This is a genomic window from Delftia acidovorans SPH-1 (assembly GCF_000018665.1).
Taxonomy (GTDB): domain Bacteria; phylum Pseudomonadota; class Gammaproteobacteria; order Burkholderiales; family Burkholderiaceae_C; genus Comamonas; species Comamonas acidovorans.
In genome coordinates this window covers 1,491,210-1,512,240 of the sequence record NC_010002.1, presented here as the reverse complement: position 1 = coordinate 1,512,240, position 21,031 = coordinate 1,491,210, and the positions used below count along the sequence as shown (strand labels likewise).

The following is a 21,031-nucleotide window of genomic DNA, read 5'->3' as shown; positions in this document are numbered from 1 at the left end:
GCGAAAGAGCGGCGCCCGCTGCCGCGGGGAAATCAGCGGCTTCAACGGGCTGTGGGCAAGGGAAAACCCATTGTCCACCCGCCAGGGGCCCTGCGCGGTGCAGCGCTACAGGTCCAGCACCAGCCGGGCGGATTTGGCGCGCGAGCAGCAGGGCAGGAACTGGTCGCAGGCGGCCTGCTCGTCCTCGGTCAGGTACATGTCGCGGTGCTCGGGCTCGCCCGAGAGCACACGCGTGAGGCAGGTGCCGCACACGCCCTGCTCGCACGAGGTCTGCACCTCCACGCCGATGCCGGCCAGCGCCTGGACCACAGTCTGCTCGGGCGCCACGCGCACCACCTGGCCGGTGCTGGCGATCTCGATCTCGAACCCGGCATCGCCCTCGCGCTGCACGGCCTCGCCCGCGAAGAACTCGTAGTGCAGACTGTCCTCGCTCCAGCCCGACGCGCGGGCATGGCCCAGGGCCGCGTCCATGAAGCCGCGCGGGCCGCAGACATACAGGTGCAGGCCCGCCTGCGGGGCGCCGAGCAGTTGCGCCATGTCGAGCGCCCCCTCGCCATCCACATGCAGATGCACGCGGTCGGCCCAGGGCATGGACTGCAGCAGGGCCGTGAAGGCCATGCGCTCGCGCGAACGCGCGCAGTAGTGCAGTTCGAAATCGGCACCCTCGCGCGCCAGGTGGCGCGCCATGGCCAGCACGGGCGTGATGCCTATGCCGCCGGCCAGCAGCAGATGCCGCGCAGGGCCGTCTGCATGCAACGCGAAGTGGTTGCGCGGCGCGCCAATGGCGATCTGCTGGCCTTCCTGCACCTGTTCGTGCACGGCGGCCGAGCCGCCGCGCGAGGCGGCCTCGCGCAGCACGCCGACCACATAGCGGCCCGTGTCCTGCGGGTCGTTGCACAGCGAGTACTGGCGCACCAGGCCACCGGGCAGGTGCAGGTCGATGTGCGAGCCGGCCGTGAAGGCGGGCAGTCTCTGGCCGTCCAGCGGCACGAGTTCAAGGCTGCAGATGTCCTGCGCCTCTGCGCATTTGCGCGCGACACGCACTTGAAGGATCGAGTTGGCTTGCATGGGGAAACGTGGGAATGGAGGGGTTCGGAAAATCAGGCCGCCGCCAGCGCACGGGCGCTGGCCTCGCGCAGCCGGCTGATCACGCGGCGCGCGCGGTTGGGGCCGGCGTCCACGTGGATGTCGATGACGGGGCGCGCGCCAAAGCGCTGCTGGTTGCGGAACTGTGCCTCGATGACGACCTTGTCCTCCTCGAAGGTGGCGGCCGTCTGGTCGATCACCAGGCGCGTGGTGTCCTGCATGTCGGGATGCGGGTTGGTGGCGATGGTCCAGAAGTAGTGGGCCGAATGCTCGGTCTCCGGCGTCACGCCGTGAAAGCCCCGCATGTGAAAGCCTTCGCGCTGCGGATCGTCCAGCTGCCCGCTGCCTGCGTCCATGGCGCCGGTCCAGATGCGCACATGCGAGGGGTGGAACTCCACCTCCTGCCAGCGGTCGATGCGGCCCGCGAACGGCCAGGCCGCCGCATAGGTGGGCGGCGGGTCGGAGTCTGGCATCCAGCGCAGCACGGTGACGCTGTCGCCGTCCTGGCGGACCTTGAGCTCGGCATTCATGTGGACACCGGCATTGCCGCCGATGGTCTTGAGGTGCACATAGCCCAGGTGGCTGAGGTCCAGCAGGTTGTCGTGGATGAGCTGGTAGGGCGCGTCGTAGTGGTAGACATCGCCGCCGAAGCGGTAGCGCGCATCGCCGTGCACGGGATAGGCGGGCGGCTCCTGCGCGGGCACGGAATCGGGCGTGGCGCCCATCCAGATCCAGAGGATCTGGTCACGTTCGCGCAGGTCGAAGGACTTGACGCAGGCCTTGGGCGGTATGCGCTGCTGGCCCGGAATCTCCAGGCACTGCCCGGCGCGGTCGAACAGCAGGCCGTGGTAGCCGCAGCGCAGGCCGCGCGCCTCCACCGTGCCGCAGGACAGCGGCAGCTCGCGGTGGCAGCAGCGGTCTTCCAGCGCGGCCACGCTGCCATCGGGCGTGCGAAACAGCACGACGGGCCGGCCCAGCAGGGTACGCGCCAGCGGCGCGTCCTGCAGTTCCCAGGCAAAGCCGGCGACATACCACTGGTCCAGCGGGAAGGCAGGCGTGGAGGCGGGTGCAATGGTGGTGCATTCGGTCATGGGGTTCTCCTTCTTGTCTGCAAGCCGCGCTCAATGCGCCGACAGCGTGCGGCCCGTGGCTGCGGGCCTGCCGGCTTCGGGCCCTTGCAGCCGGTGCAGCGACACGATGCAGGCCGCGAACACGAAGGCCGCGCCATAACCCACGTACAGCTGGCTGGCCGACCAGGAGGCGTCGAGCAGCGAGCCCGCGACCATGGGCGAGACGATGGCGCCGATGCGCCCTATGCCTATGCCCCAGCCCACGCCGGTCACGCGCACCTCGCCGCCATAGACCATGGGCGCGATGGCATAGAGCCCCGCCACGCAGCCGTTGACGAAGACGCCGATCAGGAAGGCCAGCGCGTAAGACAGCAGCAGCGAGCCCGGATTGCTCACGATGAAGCACAGCAGCACGGCCGTGGCCAGCATGAAGCCGGCCAGCGCGCGGTGCACGGGATAGCGCGCCGCCAGCAGGCCCAGCAAGGTGGCGCCCAGAATGCCGCCCAGGCTCAGCAGCACGCCGCCGGTCACGCCCTGCTCGGGCGTGAGGCCCGAGGCGGCCAGCAGCTTGGGCGTCCAGCTCATGACGAAGTAAAAGCCGAACATCACCGCGAAGAACGACAGCCAGACCAGCAGCGTGGGCCGGCGCAGGCCCGGCGCAAACAGCTGCAGCGGGCCCCGCCGCGCCGGTCCCGCCGATGCGGGCGCGGCAGGCGGCAGCGCCCCCAGCGTGGGCAGATCCAGGCGGACCGCCAGGGCATTGAGCCGCTGCAGCGCGCCGGCTGGGCGCCGCGCCAGCAAAAAGTCCATGGATTCCGGCAGGCGCCACCAGGCCAGGACCAGCACGCCCAGCGTCACGCAGCCGCCGAACAGGAAGACCGCGCGCCAGTCATGGCTTCCCAGCAGCCACACCGCGATGGAGCCGCCGATGCTGGCGCCCAGCGCGTAGCCCGTGGACTGCAGGGTGACGGCCAGGCTGCGCCAGCGCTGCGAGGCGTATTCGCTGGCGATCACGTTGCTGCAGGCCAGGATGCCGCCCACGCCCAGGCCCGTGAGCACGCGCAGCGCCGCAAGCTGGATGGCGCTGTGGCTGAATGCCGAGCCCAGCATGCCCACGCCCGAGAGGGCCAGGCAGGCCAGGATCAGCGGCCGGCGGCCCAGCCGGTCGGCCCAGGGCGCAATCAGCAGCGATCCGCCCGCCATGCCGAACAGGCCCGCACTGAGCAGAAAGCCCAGCTGGGCGCCGCTGAGCTGCCAGTGCGCCGACACGGCCGAGGCCGTGAAGGCCATGACCAGCACGTCGAAGCCGTCGATCATGTTGAGCACCATGCACAGGGCTATGACCGACCACTGGAAGCGCGTCATCGGCCGCTGGTCGACGCTTGCACGCAGGTGGGCGCTCATGGCCGCAGCTCCCGCAACGGGCAGTTGGACGATGCGGCGGCGCAAGGCCGCTGCAGCCATGGGACAGGGGTAGAGGCAGTCATCGTGGGTCTCCTTGGGTTGAAGCTCTGTGGGAGCTTTCTTGTGTTCTCAGCACATCATTACGTATGCTGAATGTGATTCAGTTTACTGAATGAAAATCTGCGCAAGATACCGGGATTTCCCCGATCAGGCGGGGCCGCGCAGACTCGGACGCGGAGGCGGCCGGGCCGCCGTCAGTCGGATGAGGAAGCGTCGAGGGTGTCGCGTGCGTCGTGCAGCTGCACGAACTTGCGCAGCAGGCGCTTGAACTCGGCCTGCTCTTGGGGTTCGAGCGCGGCCAGCATGCGCTCGTGCAGTTCGTGGACATTGGGCACGAAGCCGGCCAGCATGGTCTCGCCCTCGGCCGTGAGCGTCAGGCGCCGCTGGCGCCGGGGCAGGATCTCGCGCAGCACCCAGCCCTTGGCCTCCAGGCGCGCCGCGATGTCGGCCGTGGTGGAGTTGTCCAGCGCCACCAGCCGCGCCAGCGTCACCTGGTCGATGCCCGGCTTTTCCTGCAGCATGCGCAGGATGGCGTACTGCACCGGCGTCACGTCCGGCCCCAGCACGTCGCGGAACAGCTGCGCCGCGATCTGCTGCGCGCGCCGGATCAGGTGGCCCGGCTGGTCGTAGAGGTCGATGGAAAGCGGATCGGAGGCGGAGTGGACCATCGGTGGCGGCAGGCCTTGCGGCCCTGGGGTTGAAGCCCGCCGAGGTTACCCCATCCCCGGCGCCGCCCGCGCCTGCTGGCCTGGCCATGCCGGCAGCCTCAGGCCACGGCGGCGGCAGGCTGGGCCGCTGCTGCGGCCACCGCCGCCGCCTGCTGCTCCTGCGCAATCCATTTGTCGATGACCTTGCGCGACTGCACGCCGCCCGCATCGATGTTGAGCTTGAGCAGCTTGCGGTCGGGGTGGGCACTGAGGTTGCGCTGCTGCAGCTCCAGCATCTGCAGGTCTTCGCTGAAGATCTTGTGCTGGCCCTCGCGGATGCGGTCGGTGACTTCGGCATCGCCCGGATTGAAGCGGCGCGCCATGCCCCAGAAGTACCACATGGATTCCTCGGTCTCCGGCGTGATGAAGTCCACCACCATGCTGTAGACCTTGTGTTCGTCGGGCGCGTCGTAGCCGCCGTGGCCTGCATGGGCCACGCCGACCTCGATCAGCACATGGCTGGGCGGGGTGAAGCGGCAGACCTGCCAGCGGTCCACGGGCACATCGTCGGCCAGGCCGTTGCTGCGCAGCGCCATCTTCCAGAACGGGGGGGCGGGGATGTCGTTCATGAAGCGGCTGGTGACGACCTCGACATCGGCGCCCTCGCCGCGCGTCTCGGTCTTGCAGGGCGTCTCGTCGATCTCGGCCTGGCCGATGGAGCTGGCGTGCACATAGGTCTCGTGCGTCAGGTCCATGAGGTTGTCGATCATCAGCCGGTAGTCGGCCTGGATGTGGAACATGCCGCCGCCGTAGGCCCATTCGGGGTTGTCGTGCCAGGGCAGCTTCGGAATCAGGGCGGCATCGGCCAGCGCCTTGTCGCCGGGCCAGACCCAGATGAAGCCGTGGCGCTCCTCGACGGGATAGCTGCGGATCTCGGGGAAGCCGCGCACGCGCTGGCCCGGCATGGCAATGGTCTTGCCGTCGCAGCCCATCTCCAGCCCGTGGTAGCCGCAGACCAGTTTGCCCTCGCAGACAAAGCCCAGCGACAGGGGCGCTCCGCGGTGCGGGCAGAAATCCTCCACGGCGGCAATGCCGTGCTGCGCGCGGTAGAACGCGATGCGCTCGCCGCAGATGCGACGGCCCAGCGGCTTGTCCTGGATCTCGTCGGACGTGGCGGCCACGTACCAGGTGTTCTTGGGAAATGTGCTCATGGGGGGTCTCCTTTATGGGTGGGGTCCGCAGTCCTTGGCGCTGCGGTGGCTGGGGCACGGGCGGCCGAGGCCGCCGGCACGTATCAAGCTTGGATCAGGCTCGGATCAACTGCACGCCAGGAACCGCGTGGCTGCCGGGCTCGCTCACGGCCTCGCGCAGGTTGCGGCGCGCGATGCGCGAGTGCTCTTTCATCAGCGCCTCGGCCCGGGCGCCCTCGCGCGCGGCAATGGCGTCCAGCACCTGGCGGTGCTGGTCCTGGGCCACCATCAGGCTGTGGCGCGCACGCGGGGATTCGGCCCGCGCCAGCACAAAGCCCGAAGGCGAGGCGAAGGGCATGCGCACCACGCGCTCCAGCTCGCGCTGCATGACGCTGCTGCCGGCCATGGAGTGCAGCAGGTCGTGGAATTCGGAGTTCAGCGCCACATAGCGCGAGAAGGCCTCGTCGCCCCAGTCGGCCGTCTCCAGCACACGGTCGATGGCGTCCAGGCAGCGGCCGGCCTGGGCCAGCAGCGGCTCGGCCACGCCGCGCTCGGCCGCCCAGCGCGCGGCCAGGCCTTCCAGCGTGCCGCGCAGCTCGATGGCATCGGCCACATCGGCCTCGGAGAACAGCCGCACGCGGTAGCCGCGCCCGCCGGCCATGGCTTCGAGCAGGCCTTCCTGCTCCAGCCGCATCAGCGCGGCGCGCACCGGCGTGCGCGAGATGCCCAGGCGCTGCACCACGGTCAGCTCGGCGATGCGCTCGCCTGCGGGCAGTTCGCCCGCAAGAATCATCTCGCGCAGTTGCAGCTGGGCCTTGATGACCTGGGAGTGGCTTTCCGCTTCGGAGGCGGCGGGGGCAAGCTGGGGGCTCATGGGGCTTTGTCTGGATGGAATGGCGTGAATGTATACAACCAAGGCAATTTATGGCGCATATTTCCGCAAAAATGCGGGAAAACACCAATCAAATGTATACAACCAATCCCGGCAAAGACAGTGGCCCGCCTGTTTGTATACATCGCCATGGCATCATGGCCGGCTCCCTTTTTCCCCTGCCGCTGCAACCCAGGAGGTCACCCTTGCCGACGTTTTCCCGACACCCCGCCATGGCCGCCCACATCCTCAACCTGGCACGGGATGCCAGCGCCGATGCGCAGGCTCCGCAGGCCTATCCGATCAAGGACTTCTTCCGCAATCCGGAGCGCGGCTTCTTCCGCCTGGCCGATGACGGAAGCATGCTGGGCTTCATGCAGCCCGTCAGCGTGGACGGCTATCCGGCGCGAATGAACATTCATGTGCAGGCGCTGGAGGGCAGCACCCCTGTGGGCGAGCCGCGCCGCATCACGGCCGAGACCGAGCGCGACATCAGCAACTTCTTCTGGAAGGGCTCGGATGTGGTGCTCTACCAGAAGGACTTCGGCGGCGACGAGAACTTCCACGTGCTGGCGGTCAACGCGCGCAGCGGCCAGGCCACCGACCTGACGCCCTGGGACGGCGTGCGCGCCAGCATCGAGGACGACCTGGAAGACGACCCCGACCATGTGCTGATCAGCCACAACCAGCGCGATGCCGAGGTCTTCGACGTGTACCGCGTGAACGTGCACACGGGCGCGGCGCAACTGGTGGCGCAGAACCCCGGCAACATCGTCGGCTGGCAGACCGACCATGCGGGCCGCGTGCGGACCGCCGTGGCCAGCGACGGCCTGAACAGCGCCCTGCTCTACCGCGACGACGAGGCCGGCGAGTTCCAGCCCCTGATCACCACCGACTACCGCACCAGCGTCAGCCCGGCCTTCTTCACCTTCGACGACCAAAAGCTCTACGCCCTGTCCAACCGGGGCCGCGACAAGCTGGCCCTGGTGGTCATCGACCCGGCCCGGCCTGACGAGGAAGAGGAAATCTTCGTGCCCGAGGAAGTCGATCTGGGCGCGGCGGCCTATTCGCGCAAGCGCCGCGTGCTGACCCTGGCCGCCTACCAGACCGACAAGCCGCAGTACCGCTTCTTCGATGCCGAGACCGAAGCCCTCTACGGCCGGCTGGCTGCGCAGTTGCCGGGCTACGACTTCGCCATCCAGGGCGCCAACCGCGCCGAGGACAAGTTCATCGTCGCCGCCTTCAACGACCGCACGCCGGGCGCGCGCTACATCTACGACGCGGCCGCCGATGCGCTGACCAAGCTGGCCGACATCAACCCGGCCATCCCCGAGTCCGCCATGTCGCGCGTGCAGCCCGTCAGCTACACCAGCCGCGACGGCCTGACCATCCACGGCTACCTGACCTTGCCGGCCGGCCGCGAGCCCAGGAACCTGGCCTGCATCATCAACCCGCACGGCGGCCCCTGGGCCCGCGACGGCTGGGGCTACAACCCCGAGGTGCAGTTCCTCGCCAACCGGGGGTTCTGCGTGCTGCAGGTGAACTTCCGGGGCTCCACGGGCTATGGCCGCGCGTTCTGGGAAGCGGGATTCGGCCAGTGGGGCCTGAAGATGCAGGACGACATCACCGATGGCGTGCACTGGCTGATCGACCAGGGCATTGCCGACCCTGCGCGCATCGGCATCTATGGCGGCAGCTATGGCGGCTATGCCACGCTGGCCGGCGTGGCCTTCACGCCCGACCTGTATGCGGCGGCCGTGGACTATGTGGGCGTGTCCAACCTGTTCACCTTCATGAAGACCATTCCGCCCTACTGGAAGCCGCTGCTGGACCAGATGCACGCCATGGTGGGCGATCCCGAGCGCGACAGGGAGCGCCTGGCCGCCACCTCGCCGGCCCTGCATGTGGACCGCATCAAGGCGCCACTGTTCATCGCCCAGGGCGCGCGCGATCCGCGCGTGAACAAGGACGAGAGCGACCAGGTGGTGAAGGCGCTGCGCGAGCGCGGCGTCGAGGTGCAGTACATGGTCAAGGACAACGAGGGCCACGGCTTTCACAACGACGAGAACAAGTTCGAGTTCTACGAGGCCATGGAGCAGTTCCTGGTCACGCACCTCAAGCCCTGAAGCCGTCCAGGCGCCAGGCCACCCGGTCGCCCGGCCGCCCGGCCGCCCGGTCGCACCGCGCTACAGCACGGCGGGCTCCCCGCTTTGCTGCAGCGCCCACATGTCCGCATAGCGCCCGCCCGCCGCGACCAGTTGGGCGTGGGTGCCGCGCTCTACGATGCGCCCGGCATCCATGACCAGGATCTCGTGCGCATCGACCACTGTGGACAGGCGGTGGGCAATCACCAGCGCCGTCTTGTTGCGCGCGGCGCTTTGCAGCTCGGCCTGGATGGCGCGCTCGTTGGCCGAGTCCAGCGCCGAAGTCGCCTCGTCAAAGATCAGGATGGGCGGGTCCTTGAGCAGGGTGCGCGCAATCGCCACGCGCTGCTTTTCGCCGCCCGACAGCTTGAGGCCGCGCTCGCCCACGCGCGTGGCATAGCCCTGGGGCGTGGCCTCGATGAAGTCGTGGATGCGCGCGGCGCGTGCGGCCGCCACCACCTGGTCGCGGCTGGCGCCCGGGCGGCCGTAGGCGATGTTGTATTCCACCGTGTCGTTGAAGAGCACCGTGTCCTGCGGCACGATGCCCACGGCGCCGCGCACGCTGTCCTGGGTCAGCTCGCGCAGGTCGTGCCCGGCGATGCGCACATGGCCGGACTGCACGTCGTAGAAGCGGAAGATCAGCCGCGCCAGCGTGCTCTTGCCCGAGCCCGAAGGGCCGACCACGGCCACGGTCTTGCCGGCCGGAATGGTGAAGCTCACGTCCTTGAGAATGGGCCGCTCGGGGTCATAGGCAAAGTCCACATGCTCGAAGCGCAGCTCGGGCGGTGCGCCGTCGGCCGGCAGGGGCCGGGCGCCGGGCGCATCGGCCACCTCGCGCTCCTTGTCCATGAGGGTGAACATGCGCTCCAGGTCGGTCAGGCTCTGCTTGATCTCGCGGTAGATCACGCCCAGAAAGCCCAGCGGGATGTAGAGCTGGATCATGAAGGCATTGACCATGACCAGGTCGCCCAGCGACAGCCGCCCGTCCACCACGCCCTGCGTGGCCCGCCAGAGGATGGCGACCAGGGCCGTGGCGATGATCAGCTGCTGCCCGCAGTTGAGCATGCTCAGCGTGGTCTGGCTCTTGAGGCGCACGCGGCGCAGCGCCTCCAGGTTCTCGTCATAGCGCCGCGCCTCGAAGCCCTCGTTGCCGAAGTACTTGACGGTCTCGTAGTTCAGCAGCGAGTCGATGGCCTTGGTGTGCGCCGCCGACTCCTGGGCATTGGCCTCGCGCCGAAAGCGCGTGCGCCACTCGGTCACCGTGACGGTGAACGTGATGTAGAACACCAGCGCCGCCAGCGTGATGACCGCGAACCAGATATCGAACCGCAGCGCCAGGATGCCCAGCACCAGCGCCATCTCGATGAAGGTGGGCAGGATGCTGTAGAGCGAATACGAGATCAGCGACTCGGTGCTGCGCACGCCGCGCTCGATGTCGCGCGTCATGCCGCCGGTCTGGCGCTCCAGGTGAAAGCGCAGGCTCAGCGCATGCAGGTGCTCGAAGGTGGACAGCGCAATCGCCCGCGAGGCGCCCTGCGTGGCCTTGGCAAAGACCAGGTCGCGCAGCTCGGTGAACAGCGAGCTGGAAAAGCGCAGCAGCCCGTAGGCCAGCAACAGGGCCACGGGCACGACGAGCACCGCGCGGGCGTCGCCGGCCTTCAGATCCAGCGCATCGACCAGGTGCTTGAGCAGCACCGGCACGCCCACGTTGGCGAGCTTGGCCCCGATCATGAAGCCCAGCGCCGCCAGCACGCGCCACTTGTATTGCCACAGGTAGGGCAGCAGGCGCCGCAGCGCGTTCCAGTCCCGCGACGGTGCCGGGGTTGGGACTAAGGGTAAATCCGTAGGGGAAGCGCTCTCGCGTCGCATGAAAGACAATTCTCGGTTGTTATATTGACCCGATTGTGCCCATGCCACCCCGCCCCGACCTCCCGCCCCATCCCTTGCCCGCAGACAAGGAGCTGGTTCTCAAGGTCATTCCCATGCCCGCCGATGTCAACGCCAATGGCGACATCTTCGGCGGCTGGGTCATGGCGCAGGTTGACCTGGCAGGTTCCGTGCTGCCCTCGCGCCTGGGCCAGAGCCGCATGGTCACCGTGGCCGTGAACGAGTTCATCTTCAAGCAGCCTGTGCGAGTGGGCGACATCCTGTCGTTCTACTCCAGCGTGCAGCGCGTGGGCCGCACCTCGGTCACGGTCGATGTCGAGGTCTATGCCGAGCGCTTTGCCGACCAGGGCCGCTTCGTCAAGGTGACCGAAGCCCTGCTGACCTACGTGGCCATCGACGGCCAGGGCAAGCCCCAGTCGCTGCCGGACAACGATCAGGTGCGCTCCTGGCGCGCAGCGGCCGAGCGCAATGCAGAACGCAAGCAGCAGCAGGCCGGCTGAACCCGCCCCGCCTCTGCAGCCATGAAAAAAGCGACCTTCGCAGGTCGCTTTTTCATTTCCGGCAGCAGAGATGGCTCATGCCAGCGACGGCGTGACGCGCGGCTGCAGCGAGGCCGCTGCGGTGGCCGCCGCCAGGGCAGCGGAACTGCTGGCGGCGCTGTCGCTGGAGACGGCCGACGAGGAAGAGGACAGGCTGGAGGCGCTGGACGCCACGGCCGAACCCGAAGATGAACGCGGCGAGGAACCGGCCTCGATCTGGCCCGTGAGCTCGCCGCCCTCTTCAATCACCACCTTGCCGTAGCGGATCTTGCCGCTGACCTTGCCCGTGCCGTAGATGACCAGCTTCTCGCGCACGGTCAGCGTGCCATCGAACACGCCATGGATCTCGGCGATATCGATCTCGGCCGTGCCATGGAAGGCGCCCTGCTCGGCGATCTGGATCACGCGCGAGTCCATGGTGGCCTCCACCGTGCCTTCGACCACCAGCGTGTCGCAATCGGTGATCTCCACGCCCTTGAGCTTGATGTTGGGGCCCACGGTGAGCTTGCTGCCCGGAGAGTCCTGCGACACAGGCGAGGCCTGGCGCTGGGTGGATGCCGGGCTGCTCACGCTGGAGCTGGGCATGACGGCTCCCGAAGGGCTGCCGCCCGTGCTGGCGGCGCCTGTGCCGCTGCCCAGGGTGTTGCGGGAGGTGAAAGCATCGTTGTCGCGCTTGCCAAAGAACGGGTTCTGAACAGCCATGGGTGGGTCTCCTTCGGAAAAATCCGATGCTACGCACACGAACTGGCAACAAATGCCGGCATCTCGCAAGAACGGTAACGAGATGGTTCTCCCGTTTCATGTGCTTGCAAGCCTTTCTCGATCACACACCGCGCATGCGCAGGTCGCGCAGCGGACATGCGCAAATCAATAGGTGCATCTACACTCATTTCCATTCCAGGCCACCTGCCCCACGCCCCATGACCTCCTCCACCTCAAGCGCCGCCAGTCCGGTCTGCACCTGCTTCATGGTGCGCAGCCTGTCGCGCAAGATCTCGCAGCTCTATGACGACACGCTGGCGCCCAGCGGCCTGCGCGGCACGCAGTTCAGCCTGCTGGTGCAGGCACGCAATGCGCCCGACGGCCCGCCCACGGTCTCGGCCCTGGCCGAGCAGTTGCACACCGACCGCACGACGATGACGCGCAACCTGCGCACGCTGCAGCAGGCCGGCTTCATCGACCTGGTTCCCGGCGCGGATGCGCGCAGCCGCTGCGTGGTGGTCACGCCCGAAGGCCGCGCCCGCATCCGCGAGGCTGCCGCCCTGTGGCGCCAGGCCCAGCAGCGCGTGCGCGAGCTGTGCGGCAGCGAGCAGATCGGCGCGCTTGAAAGCCTGGTGCTGAGCATGCTGCCCGTGCTGGAAACCGCCACACAGGAGAGCGCGGAATGAGCGCCGCCCTGCCCTCCGCAGCCCCTGGCGCTGCGGCCAGCGGGTCAGCGCATCCGTTGGTCAGCGGCCCCATCGCCTCCACCCTGGTGCGCCTGGCCGTGCCCAACATGGTGGCGCTGAGCATGTCGGTGCTGGTCGCCGTGGCCGAGACCTACTACGTGGGACAGCTGGGAACCGTATCGCTGGCGGCCATGGCCCTGGTGTTTCCGCTGGCCATGCTCACGCAGATGATGAGCAACGGTGCCATGGGCAGCGGCGTGTCCTCAGCCATCAGCCGCGCGCTGGGTGCTGGCGATGGCGCGCGTGCCTCGGCACTGGCCCTGCACGCCATCGTGATCGGCGCCATCGCAGGCCTGCTGTACTCGCTCATCTTCGTGCTGTGCGGCGCCACCTTCTACGGCTGGCTGGGCGGGCGCGGCGAGGTGCTGGCAGCGGCCACGGGCTTTGGCGCCGTACTGTTCAGCGGTGCCATCCTGGTGTGGCTGTGCAATACGCTGGCCTCGGTGGTGCGGGGCACGGGCAATATGCGCATGCCGTCGGCCGTGATCTTTGCGGCCTCGCTGGTGCAGATCGCCGTCGGCGGCACGCTGGGGCTGGGCCTGGGTCCCATGCCGCGCTGGGGCATGCCGGGCGTGGCCGTGGGCAACATCGTGGCCATGGTGCTGTCCGTGGCGGCCTTTCTGGCCTACCTGCAGTGGGGCCAGCAGCGCCTGCAACTGGACTGGCGCACGCCGCGCCTGGCCTGGCCCATGTTCCGCGACATCCTGCGCGTGGGCGCCCTGGCCTGCCTGTCCCCCGTGCAAACGGCGCTGGCCGCGCTGCTGCTGACAGGCATGGTCGCCCGCCTGGGCCCGCTGGCCCTGGCCGGCTACGGCATAGGCCAGCGGCTGGAGTTCCTGCTGATCCCCATGGCCTTCGGCGTGGGCATGGCCGCCGTGCCCATGGTGGGCATGGCCATGGGCGCAGGCCAGGTGGCCCGCGCGCGCCGCGTGGCCTGGTCGGGCGGCGCCATGGCCGCCGCCCTGCTGGGCGTGCTGGGCCTGGTGGTCATGGTCTGGCCGCAGCTGTGGTCAGGCATCTTCACCGGCGACCCGGCCGTGCGCGCCTATGCCGACCTCTACCTGCGCACCGTGGGCCCGGCCTTCGGGCTGTTCGGCCTGGGACTGGTGCTGTACTTCGCCTCCCTGGGCGCAGGCCGCGTCTGGGCTCCCGTGCTGGCAGGCACGGTGCGCCTGCTGATCGTGGTGGTGGGCGGCGGCTGGCTCATGTCCAGCGGCCTGGGCAGCGCCCAGTCGCTGTTCATCCTCGTGGCCGTGGCCATGGCCGCCTATGGCGCAGGCACGGCCTGGGCCGTGTGGCGCGCGCGCTGGGGGTGAAGAAACGCAAAAAGAAGGCCCGCAGTCGGCGGGCCATGCTTCAAGAAACGATGTACGCCGCCGTCCCCGTGGACAGCAAGCTGCCATCGGCCCCCAGGAATTCCATGCGCGTGTTGGCCACGCGCGAACCCAGCCGCAGCACCTCGGCGCGCAGGATGAATTCGCTGCCTATGCCGGGGCGCAGGTAGTCCACGCGCAGGTCGATGGTGCCCAGGCGCGAGAAGCGGTGCAGGCGCTGCAGCGGCGCATCGTCCATGTGCTTGGCACCGATGGCCGCCATGACGGCCAGGCCGCCCATGGAGTCCAGGCCGGCGCTGATCACGCCGCCGTGGATGCGCTGGTAGGCGGCGTGGCCTATGAGCTCGGGTCGCATGGTGATGCGGCCTTCAACCCGCTCGGGCAGCACTTCGGTGATGCGCAGGCCCAGCACCTGGTTGAAGGCGATCTGGCGCTCGAACACTTCGCGCAGCCCGGCGATGAACTCGGGCTCGAACTGCACGGGCGCCTCGGAGGCCTCGGAGGCCTTCGTGGATTTCAGCACTGGCTGAAGTCCGGCTTGCGCTTCTCCATGAACGCGGTGAACGCCTCCTTGGCAGCAGGCCCGCCCATCAGCTTGCCGAAGCTCGCGCCCTCCTCGGCCATGCGCTCGCGCACCAGGCCGGACTGGCCGGCCTTCATGAGGCGCTTGGTCTCGATCAGGGCCGACAGCGGCTTGGCGGCCAGCTTCCTGGCCTGGGCCTGGACCAGCGCATTGCATTCGCTGGGCGGCACGACGCGGTTGACCAGGCCCACTTCCAGGGCGGCTTCGGCCAGGAAGGGCTCGCCCAGCAGCAGGGCCTCGGCCGCGCGGTGGTAGCCGAGCATCTGGGGCAGCAGCAGGCTGGAGGCCGCTTCGGGGCACAGGCCCAGGTTCACGAAGGGCAGCGAGAAGGCCGCGTTGTCGCCCGCATAGACCAGGTCGCAGTGCAGCAGCAAGGTGGTGCCGATGCCCACGGCCGGGCCGCAGACGGCGGCGATCACGGGCTTGGGAAAGGCGGCGATGTTGTGCAGGAAGCGCCAGACGGGGCGCTGCTCGCCCTCCGGCCTGGCGGCGCCGCCGGCCGACTGCTTGAGGAAGTCGGCAATGTCGTTGCCCGCGCTGAAGATGGCCATGTCGCCCTGGAAGACCACGCAGCGCACGGCGGCGTCTTCGCCGGCCTGGGCCAGCGCATCGGCCATGCTGGCGTACATGGCCTCGGTGATGGAGTTCTTCTTGTCTGCGCGGTTGAAGGTGATGGTGCAGACACCGGCTTCGGTGTGCACGAGGATGTCCTGGGTGGTTTCGCTCATGATGGTCTTGCCTTGCTTATTCCTTGAAATACACGATCTGGTGGCTGCTCGCCAGCATCACGCCGGCCTCGCTCCACAGCTGGGCGCTCTGGTCGAAGAAGCCGTTGCGAAATTCCTGGCCGCGCGCCTGGGCCAGCAGGTGGCCCGTGCCTGCGGCGGCCAGTTCCTCGCGCCCCGCATGGAAGTAGACGGTGATGGACACCGTGCCCGCCGGGGTGCGCTGTGCGCGGCGCAGCCACACGCGCGGGAAGAATACGTCAGCCAGGCCGGCCAGCGCGCAAAAATCCAGTGCGCGCGGCGGCTCGTCGCGCACCCACAGGCGCGTGAGGCTGTCGGTCTCGCGGCCATCCCAAGTCTGGGGAATGATGCCGTCGAGAAAGCGCATGTCGTAGCGGTTGAGCCACTCCACGCCCCCCAGAGGCGGCACGCGCGGCACGACGGCGGGCGACGGCACCTCGGGCATGGCCAGGTCGGTACCGCCCCAGGTGCTGCGCCGCACGGCCGTGACGGCCGTGGCCGTGGTGACGACCTGGGCATCACCGTCCTGGTCAGGCTGGGTGATGGTCAGCAGCCAGTGCTGGGTGGAGCGGTTGGTGCGAACGGGGCGGGCCTCGATGTCGAAGCGCCCCGCGCCCAGCGCGGCCGCGTAGTTGACGGTGATGGACAGCGGATCGCCCAGGCACAGCGGATGCTGCTGGATGGCCTGCACCAGCGCGGCGGCGGTGATGCCGCCGTACGGGCCCACCATGTTCCAGTAGTCCTGCGTGGTCTGGCCCTGGTAGTGGCCAACGGCGCCGGTGGGCGTGAGCGCCACGGCCTGGTCGAGAGGATGGATGTCTGTGCTCATGGCAAACGAGTGTGATGGCAAGCGGGGCCCGCGTCCGTCAAGCCGGCGACTCTGCGGGTGAGGAAAAGCGCGGGTGGGCCGCGGCTGCCGGCGCCTTGGTCCAGCCCGAGAACACGTCCACGGCCCGGCTCCAGAGCGCGTCGCGCATATCGGCGCGGAAGAAGCCGAAATGCCCTATGCGCCGCAACTTCAGGGCCTTGGGTTCGATGCGCTCGATGCGGCTGGGGGCATTGGCGTAGAGCGCGAACAGGTGCTCGGTGCCGCGCCAGGTCATGAGTTCGTCGTCGCTCATGGACAGCGCCATCACCGGAAAGCGCACGGCGGCGTAGCTGCGCGCGGCGGCCTCGCCCTCGGCACCCACGCTGTAGCGCGGGTTCAGGCACCAGCGGCGCCACTGCAGCATGACGCCGGCCGGCAGGTCGCCCACCTTGCGCAGGCGGCGGCCCGGAAAGTAGCCGCACAGGCGCGTGGCCACGGGCACCAGCACATGCCAGAAATAGGGAACCATGCGCTTGAGGCGGGGCGCATTGTCACGCCAGTAGCCGCTGCCGGCCGCAATGCTCAAAAGACCGTCCACCAGCTGCGGGGAGCGCAGCAGGCCCGGCAGCTGGGCGCCCAGGCTGTGGCCGATCAGGAACAGCGGCTGGTCCGGCAGCTGCGCCTTGGCATGGGCGATGACTGCCTCGTAGTCGCGCGCCCAGTCGCACAGGTCGGCACGCACCTGGCGCAAAGAGCCTTGCAGGGAATCGCCATGGCCCCGGTAGTCAAAGCTGGTCACCCGATAGCCCTGGCCCGCAAGCCAGGTGGCAAAGGCCTCGTAGAAGGCCTGGCGCACCCCCATGGCCCCGCCGATGACCACGCTGGCGCGCGGCGGGCCAGCGGGCGTATAGACGCGCAGCGCCAGCGTGGCGCCATCGCTGCTGAGTTGGTGTTGTTCCATGGCTGTCTCCTGGTCAGTGCCGTTTCTGTGCCGGCTCGCATGGATGGGAAAAAATGGAATGAGCGAAAAAGACAAAGCCCCGCGAACGGGGCCTTGAGCAACGGTCAGACCCGCTCGAAGATGCCGGCGGCGCCCTGGCCCATTCCGACGCACATCGTCACCATGCCGTAGCGCAATTGCTTGCGGCGCAGCGCATGCACCACGGTGGCAGAGCGGATGGCGCCCGTGGCACCCAGCGGGTGGCCCAGGGCGATGGCACCGCCCATGGGATTGACCTTGGCGGGGTCCAGCCCCAGCGTGTTGACCACGGCCAGTGACTGGGCGGCAAAAGCTTCGTTGAGTTCGAACCAGTCGATGTCGTCCTGCTTGAGGCCCGCATAGCGCAGCGCGGCCGGGATGGCTTCGATGGGGCCGATGCCCATGATGGCCGGCGGCACGCCCTTGCTGGCATAGCTCACGAAGCGCGCCAGCGGCGTGAGGCCGAAGCGCTGCACGGCTGCGCCGCTGGCCAGGATCAGCGCGCCTGCGCCATCGCTGGTCTGCGAGCTGTTGCCGGCCGTCACCGAGCCGCGCGCCGCGAACACGGTGCGCAGCTTGGCCAGGCCTTCCAGGCTGGTGTCGGGGCGTGCGCCCTCGTCCAGCTCCACGGTGCGCGTGCGCACCACGGGTTCGCCCTTGGCCAGGTCCAGGCCCCGGTCGGTGACCTCGATGGGCGTGATCTCGTCCTTGAACTCGCCGGCCTGCTGCGCGGCCAGGGCACGGCGGTGCGACTCCAGCGCAAAGGCGTCCTGCGCATCGCGCGAGACCTTCCACTGCTGGGCCACCTTCTCGGCCGTCAGGCCCATGCCATAGGCAATGCCCACGTCGCCATCGCGCTCGAAGATGGACGGCGACAGCGAGGGCGCGTTGCCCATCATGGGCACCATGCTCATGCTCTCGACGCCGGCCGCGATCATCACGTCGGCCTCGCCCACGCGGATGCGGTCCGCCGCCATGGCCACGGCCGACAGGCCCGAGGCGCAGAAGCGGTTCACGGTGATGCCACCCACGCTGGTGGGCAGGCCCGCCAGCACGGCGCTGATGCGCGCCACGTTCAGGCCCTGCTGGGCCTCGGGGATGGCGCAGCCGCAGATGATGTCCTCGATGGCAGCCGGGTCCAGCCCCGGCACCTGGGCCAGCGCGGCCTTCAGCGTGGTCGCCAGCAGGTCGTCGGGACGGTAGTTGCGGAAAAAGCCCTTGTGCGACTTGCCGATGGGCGTGCGCGTGGCGGCGACGATGTAGGCGTCTTGGATTTGTTTCATGTCTTGTCTCTCCTCGATCTGCCTCAATTGCGGACGGGCTTGCCGGTGTTCAGCATTCCGAGAATGCGTTCATGGGTCTTCGGATGGCCGATCAGGTGGCAGAACGCCTTACGTTCGAGCTTCATCAGATAGGCCTCGTCCACCAGGGTGCCCGCATCCACATCGCCGCCGCAGACCACGTTGGCGATCAGGCTGGCCACATGCTGGTCGAACTCGCTGATGAAGCCGCCGTCACGCATGTTGACCAGCGAGCCCTTGATGGTGGCCACGCCGCTGCGTCCCGCCACGGGGAAGCTGCGCGGCAGCGGCGCGCGCCAGCCGCCTGCGGCCATGGACTTGGCCTCGTTGATGGCGACGAAGAGCAGCTCGTCCTTGTGCGGCACGATGAGGTCGCTGTCCAGCAGGTAGCCCAGCTTGCGCGACTCTATGGCACTGGTGCCCACCTTGGCCATGGCCGCGGCCGTGAAGCCTTCGGTCAGGAAGGGCAGCAGGTCCTTGCCCGTGCTGGTGGCGGCGTTCTCTGCCGCACGGCGCGCGATATAGGTCAGGCCGCCCGCGCCGGGCACCAGGCCCACGCCGACTTCCACCAGGCCGATGTAGCTCTCCATGTGCGCCACGCGGCGCGCGCTGTAGACGGCCAGCTCGCAGCCGCCGCCCAGCGCCATGCCATGGATGGCCGCAACCACGGGCACCTGGGCGTAGCGGATGCGCAGCATCAGGTTTTGCAGCTCCTGCTCCACGCTTTCGATGGCGTCTGCGCCGCCGATCACGAAGGCCGGCATGGTGGCCTCCAGGTCGGCGCCCACGCTGAACGGCGCATCGCCCGACCAGATGACCATGCCCTGGAAGTCGGTCTCGGCCACGTCCACGGCTTCCATCAGCGCTTCCATGACTTCGGGGCTGATGGCGTGCATCTTGTTCTTGATGCTGGCGATCAGGATCTGGCCGTCCAGCGTCCAGGTGCGCAGCGCCTTGGATTCGGCGATCGTGGTGCCAGCCGTCTTCCAGTCGGGCAGGCTGTCTTCGCCCAGCAGCTTCTCGGGGAAGATCTGGCGTTCGTAGACGGGCAGCACGCGGCGGGGCACGAATTGGCCCTTGGCAGGGCTCCACGAGCCCTGCGCCGTGTGCACGCCGCCGGCCTCGGCCACGGGGCCTTCGAAGACCCACTTGGGCAGGGGCGCCTTGCTCAATGCCTTGCCGGCATCGATGTCCTCCTGAACCATCTTCGCCACTTCAAGCCAGCCGGCCTCCTGCCACAGCTCGAAGGGGCCCTGCTTCATGCCGAAGCCCCAGCGCATGGCCTGGTCCACGTCGCGGGCAGACTCCGCAATGCTCTCCAGGTGGATGGCCGCGTAGTGGAAGCTGTTGCGCAGGATGGCCCACAGGAAGCGGCCCTGCGCGCCCTCGGCATTGCGCAGCAGCTTCAGGCGCTCGGCAGCGGGCTTCTTGAGCATGCGGCCATAGACCTCGTCGGCCTTGCCACCTGCGGGCACGTAGTCCTCGCTGTCCAGCTCGAACTGCAGGATGTCGCGGCCGACCTTCTTGTAGAAGCCCTTCTTCGCCTTCTGGCCCAGGTTGCCCAGCTCGATCAGCTTGGCCAGCACGGGCGGCGTGCCGAAGCTGCCGTAGAAGGGATCGGTCTCGGCGCTGAGGTTGTCCTGCAGCGTCTTGATCACATGGGCCATGGTGTCCAGGCCCACCACGTCGGCCGTGCGGAAGGTGCCGCTGGATGCACGGCCCAGCTTCTTGCCGGTGAGGTCATCGACCACGTCGAAGGTCAGTCCGAAGTTCTCGACCTCTTTCATCGTGGCCAGCATGCCGGCGATGCCGATGCGGTTGGCGATGAAGTTGGGCGTGTCCTTGGCGCGCACCACGCCCTTGCCCAGGCCGCTGGTGACAAAGGCTTCGAGCTGGTCCAGCACCACGGGCTGCGTGGTCGGCGTGGCGATCAGCTCCACCAGCGGCATGTAGCGCGGCGGGTTGAAGAAGTGGATGCCGCAAAAGCGCGGCTTGATCGCGTCGGGCAGCGCCTCGGACAGCTTGGTGATGGACAGGCCCGAGGTGTTGGACGCCACGATGGCGTGCTTGGCCACATGGGGCGCGATCTTGGTGTACAGATCGAGCTTCCAGTCCATGCGCTCGGCAATGGCCTCGATGATCAGGTCGCAGCCCTTGAGCAGCTTGAGGTGCTCCTCGTAGTTGGCGGGCTGGATCAGGTCCGCGTCCTCGGCCACGCCGATGGGCGAAGGCTTGAGCTTCTTGAGGTTGGCGATGGCGCGCTCGGCGATGCCGCTTTTCGGGCCTTCCTTGGCAGGCAGGTCGAACAGCACCACGGGCACCTTGACATTGACCAGATGGGCCGCGATCTGCGCTCCCATCACGCCAGCGCCGAGCACGGCGACTTTCTTCACATTGAATCGGGACATGGATGTTCCACAAGTGGGAGGAAGGCGGCCGCTGCGGCCGCCCTCCGGAATGGTTACTGCACGCGCACCCAGGTCTGGGTGCGGCCGAAGGGGCCGATGGAGCCGCGCACCTCGAGCTTGGCGCCGCCTTCGATGGGCGTCAGGCGCAGCGTGTAGGTCTTGCCGTTTTCGGGGTCGAGGATCTTGCCGCCTTCCCAGACGTCCTTGCCCTCGGCCTTCTTGGCGCCGCGAATGATCTCCAGCCCCTTGAGCGGCTGGCCCTTGCGGTCGTCAGAACACTCGGTGCAGGTGGCGGCCGGATCGGCGCCTTTGCGCAGGATCTGCTCGATGCGGCCCGTGACCACGCCGTCGTTCTCGGCCACGCGGATCTCGGACTTGGCCTCGCCGCTCTTGTCGTCCACGCTCTTCCACAGGCCCACGGGCGTCATCTGCGCCTGCGCTGCGGCAGCCGTGAGGCCCAGGACCATTGCTGCCAGTGCTTGATATGCCTTCATTTCAAACCCCCTTCGCCTAGAAAGGTGCGCAG

The 21,031-nt window shown here is 68.4% G+C and carries 19 protein-coding genes; 4 read left to right on the top strand and 15 right to left on the bottom strand.

The window, feature by feature from the left end; genetic code table 11:
* Positions 1-105 precede the first annotated feature (105 nt).
* The 6 genes from DACI_RS06855 to DACI_RS06830 form a co-directional block, all read right to left on the bottom strand.
* Positions 106-1,068 carry a PDR/VanB family oxidoreductase gene (locus DACI_RS06855; RefSeq protein ID WP_012203286.1) on the bottom strand — a complete coding sequence of 321 codons (963 nt, stop codon included), beginning with the start codon at positions 1,066-1,068 and terminating at the stop codon, positions 106-108.
* Between the two features lie 32 nt (positions 1,069-1,100).
* Complete coding sequence (locus DACI_RS06850) at positions 1,101-2,177, bottom strand: aromatic ring-hydroxylating dioxygenase subunit alpha (protein WP_012203285.1); 1,077 nt, start codon at positions 2,175-2,177, stop codon at positions 1,101-1,103.
* 30 nt (positions 2,178-2,207) lie between these two features.
* Positions 2,208-3,560 carry an MFS transporter gene (locus DACI_RS06845; protein ID WP_012203284.1) on the bottom strand — a complete coding sequence of 451 codons (1,353 nt, stop codon included), beginning with the start codon at positions 3,558-3,560 and terminating at the stop codon, positions 2,208-2,210.
* A gap of 254 nt (positions 3,561-3,814) precedes the next feature.
* The gene (locus tag DACI_RS06840) at positions 3,815-4,288 is read right to left on the bottom strand and encodes a MarR family winged helix-turn-helix transcriptional regulator (RefSeq protein ID WP_012203283.1); all 474 of its coding nucleotides are present in this window, start codon (positions 4,286-4,288) and stop codon (positions 3,815-3,817) included.
* Positions 4,289-4,386: 98 nt separating this feature from the next.
* Entirely contained in the window at positions 4,387-5,478 is a 1,092-nt protein-coding gene (locus tag DACI_RS06835; RefSeq protein ID WP_012203282.1) for an aromatic ring-hydroxylating oxygenase subunit alpha, read from the bottom strand.
* A gap of 94 nt (positions 5,479-5,572) precedes the next feature.
* On the bottom strand, positions 5,573-6,331 hold the full coding sequence (locus DACI_RS06830; RefSeq protein ID WP_012203281.1) for a GntR family transcriptional regulator: 759 nt from the start codon (positions 6,329-6,331) through the stop codon (positions 5,573-5,575).
* A 230-nt stretch (positions 6,332-6,561) separates the two neighbouring features.
* Here DACI_RS06830 and DACI_RS06825 point away from each other — a divergent pair, with 230 nt between their 5' ends.
* Complete coding sequence (locus DACI_RS06825) at positions 6,562-8,454, top strand: S9 family peptidase (RefSeq protein ID WP_085930544.1); 1,893 nt, start codon at positions 6,562-6,564, stop codon at positions 8,452-8,454.
* A 60-nt stretch (positions 8,455-8,514) separates the two neighbouring features.
* On the opposite strand, the gene DACI_RS06820 is transcribed toward DACI_RS06825, so the two are convergent.
* On the bottom strand, positions 8,515-10,341 hold the full coding sequence (locus tag DACI_RS06820; protein ID WP_012203279.1) for an ABCB family ABC transporter ATP-binding protein/permease: 1,827 nt from the start codon (positions 10,339-10,341) through the stop codon (positions 8,515-8,517).
* Between the two features lie 41 nt (positions 10,342-10,382).
* Between DACI_RS06820 and DACI_RS06815 the strand changes: the two genes are divergently transcribed.
* Entirely contained in the window at positions 10,383-10,859 is a 477-nt protein-coding gene (locus DACI_RS06815) for an acyl-CoA thioesterase (protein WP_012203278.1), read from the top strand.
* A gap of 75 nt (positions 10,860-10,934) precedes the next feature.
* On the opposite strand, the gene DACI_RS06810 is transcribed toward DACI_RS06815, so the two are convergent.
* The gene (locus DACI_RS06810; protein WP_012203277.1) at positions 10,935-11,600 is read right to left on the bottom strand and encodes a bactofilin family protein; all 666 of its coding nucleotides are present in this window, start codon (positions 11,598-11,600) and stop codon (positions 10,935-10,937) included.
* A gap of 218 nt (positions 11,601-11,818) precedes the next feature.
* On the opposite strand from DACI_RS06810, the gene DACI_RS06805 reads away from it, so the two are divergent.
* Together DACI_RS06805 and DACI_RS06800 are read left to right on the top strand one after the other, a co-directional pair.
* Positions 11,819-12,286, top strand: coding sequence for a MarR family winged helix-turn-helix transcriptional regulator (locus DACI_RS06805; protein WP_012203276.1), 468 nt, complete (start codon positions 11,819-11,821; stop codon positions 12,284-12,286).
* Positions 12,283-13,662 (top strand): MATE family efflux transporter, encoded by a 1,380-nt coding sequence (locus DACI_RS06800; RefSeq protein WP_012203275.1) that lies wholly within the window; start codon positions 12,283-12,285, stop codon positions 13,660-13,662. The genes DACI_RS06805 and DACI_RS06800 overlap by 4 nt, the downstream gene beginning before the upstream one ends.
* Before the next feature lie 40 nt (positions 13,663-13,702).
* Here DACI_RS06800 and DACI_RS06795 read toward each other — a convergent pair whose 3' ends face one another.
* The 7 genes from DACI_RS06795 to DACI_RS06765 all read right to left on the bottom strand — a co-directional run bounded on the left by DACI_RS06795 (position 13,703) and on the right by DACI_RS06765 (position 20,999).
* Positions 13,703-14,203: a thioesterase family protein gene (locus tag DACI_RS06795; RefSeq protein WP_012203274.1), complete on the bottom strand. Its 501-nt coding sequence runs from the start codon at positions 14,201-14,203 to the stop codon at positions 13,703-13,705.
* Positions 14,197-14,991, bottom strand: a complete 795-nt coding sequence (locus DACI_RS06790; RefSeq protein WP_012203273.1) for an enoyl-CoA hydratase — start codon at positions 14,989-14,991, stop codon at positions 14,197-14,199. The genes DACI_RS06795 and DACI_RS06790 overlap by 7 nt, the downstream gene beginning before the upstream one ends.
* 16 nt (positions 14,992-15,007) lie before the next feature.
* Positions 15,008-15,838 carry an acyl-CoA thioesterase gene (locus DACI_RS06785; protein WP_012203272.1) on the bottom strand — a complete coding sequence of 277 codons (831 nt, stop codon included), beginning with the start codon at positions 15,836-15,838 and terminating at the stop codon, positions 15,008-15,010.
* Between the two features lie 37 nt (positions 15,839-15,875).
* Positions 15,876-16,778 (bottom strand): alpha/beta hydrolase family protein, encoded by a 903-nt coding sequence (locus DACI_RS06780; RefSeq protein WP_012203271.1) that lies wholly within the window; start codon positions 16,776-16,778, stop codon positions 15,876-15,878.
* 104 nt (positions 16,779-16,882) lie between these two features.
* Positions 16,883-18,079, bottom strand: a complete 1,197-nt coding sequence (locus tag DACI_RS06775; RefSeq protein ID WP_012203270.1) for an acetyl-CoA C-acyltransferase — start codon at positions 18,077-18,079, stop codon at positions 16,883-16,885.
* A gap of 23 nt (positions 18,080-18,102) precedes the next feature.
* Positions 18,103-20,505: a 3-hydroxyacyl-CoA dehydrogenase/enoyl-CoA hydratase family protein gene (locus DACI_RS06770; RefSeq protein ID WP_012203269.1), complete on the bottom strand. Its 2,403-nt coding sequence runs from the start codon at positions 20,503-20,505 to the stop codon at positions 18,103-18,105.
* Positions 20,506-20,558: 53 nt separating this feature from the next.
* Positions 20,559-20,999, bottom strand: coding sequence for a DUF2147 domain-containing protein (locus DACI_RS06765; RefSeq protein ID WP_012203268.1), 441 nt, complete (start codon positions 20,997-20,999; stop codon positions 20,559-20,561).
* Positions 21,000-21,031 lie beyond the last annotated feature (32 nt).

What these genes read in the sequence shown, in the direction of transcription:
- DACI_RS06820 (WP_012203279.1), bottom strand. Translation starts at nt 10,341, where the DNA reads ATGCGACGCGAGAGCGCTTCCCCTACGGATTTACCCTTAGTCCCAACC.
- DACI_RS06835 (WP_012203282.1), bottom strand. Translation starts at nt 5,478, where the DNA reads ATGAGCACATTTCCCAAGAACACCTGGTACGTGGCCGCCACGTCCGAC.
- DACI_RS06785 (WP_012203272.1), bottom strand. Translation starts at nt 15,838, where the DNA reads ATGAGCACAGACATCCATCCTCTCGACCAGGCCGTGGCGCTCACGCCC.
- DACI_RS06810 (WP_012203277.1), bottom strand. Translation starts at nt 11,600, where the DNA reads ATGGCTGTTCAGAACCCGTTCTTTGGCAAGCGCGACAACGATGCTTTC.
- DACI_RS06765 (WP_012203268.1), bottom strand. Translation starts at nt 20,999, where the DNA reads ATGAAGGCATATCAAGCACTGGCAGCAATGGTCCTGGGCCTCACGGCT.
- DACI_RS06855 (WP_012203286.1), bottom strand. Translation starts at nt 1,068, where the DNA reads ATGCAAGCCAACTCGATCCTTCAAGTGCGTGTCGCGCGCAAATGCGCA.
- DACI_RS06830 (WP_012203281.1), bottom strand. Translation starts at nt 6,331, where the DNA reads ATGAGCCCCCAGCTTGCCCCCGCCGCCTCCGAAGCGGAAAGCCACTCC.
- DACI_RS06775 (WP_012203270.1), bottom strand. Translation starts at nt 18,079, where the DNA reads ATGAAACAAATCCAAGACGCCTACATCGTCGCCGCCACGCGCACGCCC.
- DACI_RS06805 (WP_012203276.1), top strand. Translation starts at nt 11,819, where the DNA reads ATGACCTCCTCCACCTCAAGCGCCGCCAGTCCGGTCTGCACCTGCTTC.
- DACI_RS06800 (WP_012203275.1), top strand. Translation starts at nt 12,283, where the DNA reads ATGAGCGCCGCCCTGCCCTCCGCAGCCCCTGGCGCTGCGGCCAGCGGG.
- DACI_RS06840 (WP_012203283.1), bottom strand. Translation starts at nt 4,288, where the DNA reads ATGGTCCACTCCGCCTCCGATCCGCTTTCCATCGACCTCTACGACCAG.
- DACI_RS06790 (WP_012203273.1), bottom strand. Translation starts at nt 14,991, where the DNA reads ATGAGCGAAACCACCCAGGACATCCTCGTGCACACCGAAGCCGGTGTC.
- DACI_RS06770 (WP_012203269.1), bottom strand. Translation starts at nt 20,505, where the DNA reads ATGTCCCGATTCAATGTGAAGAAAGTCGCCGTGCTCGGCGCTGGCGTG.
- DACI_RS06850 (WP_012203285.1), bottom strand. Translation starts at nt 2,177, where the DNA reads ATGACCGAATGCACCACCATTGCACCCGCCTCCACGCCTGCCTTCCCG.
- DACI_RS06825 (WP_085930544.1), top strand. Translation starts at nt 6,562, where the DNA reads ATGGCCGCCCACATCCTCAACCTGGCACGGGATGCCAGCGCCGATGCG.
- DACI_RS06780 (WP_012203271.1), bottom strand. Translation starts at nt 16,778, where the DNA reads ATGGAACAACACCAACTCAGCAGCGATGGCGCCACGCTGGCGCTGCGC.
- DACI_RS06845 (WP_012203284.1), bottom strand. Translation starts at nt 3,560, where the DNA reads ATGAGCGCCCACCTGCGTGCAAGCGTCGACCAGCGGCCGATGACGCGC.
- DACI_RS06815 (WP_012203278.1), top strand. Translation starts at nt 10,383, where the DNA reads ATGCCACCCCGCCCCGACCTCCCGCCCCATCCCTTGCCCGCAGACAAG.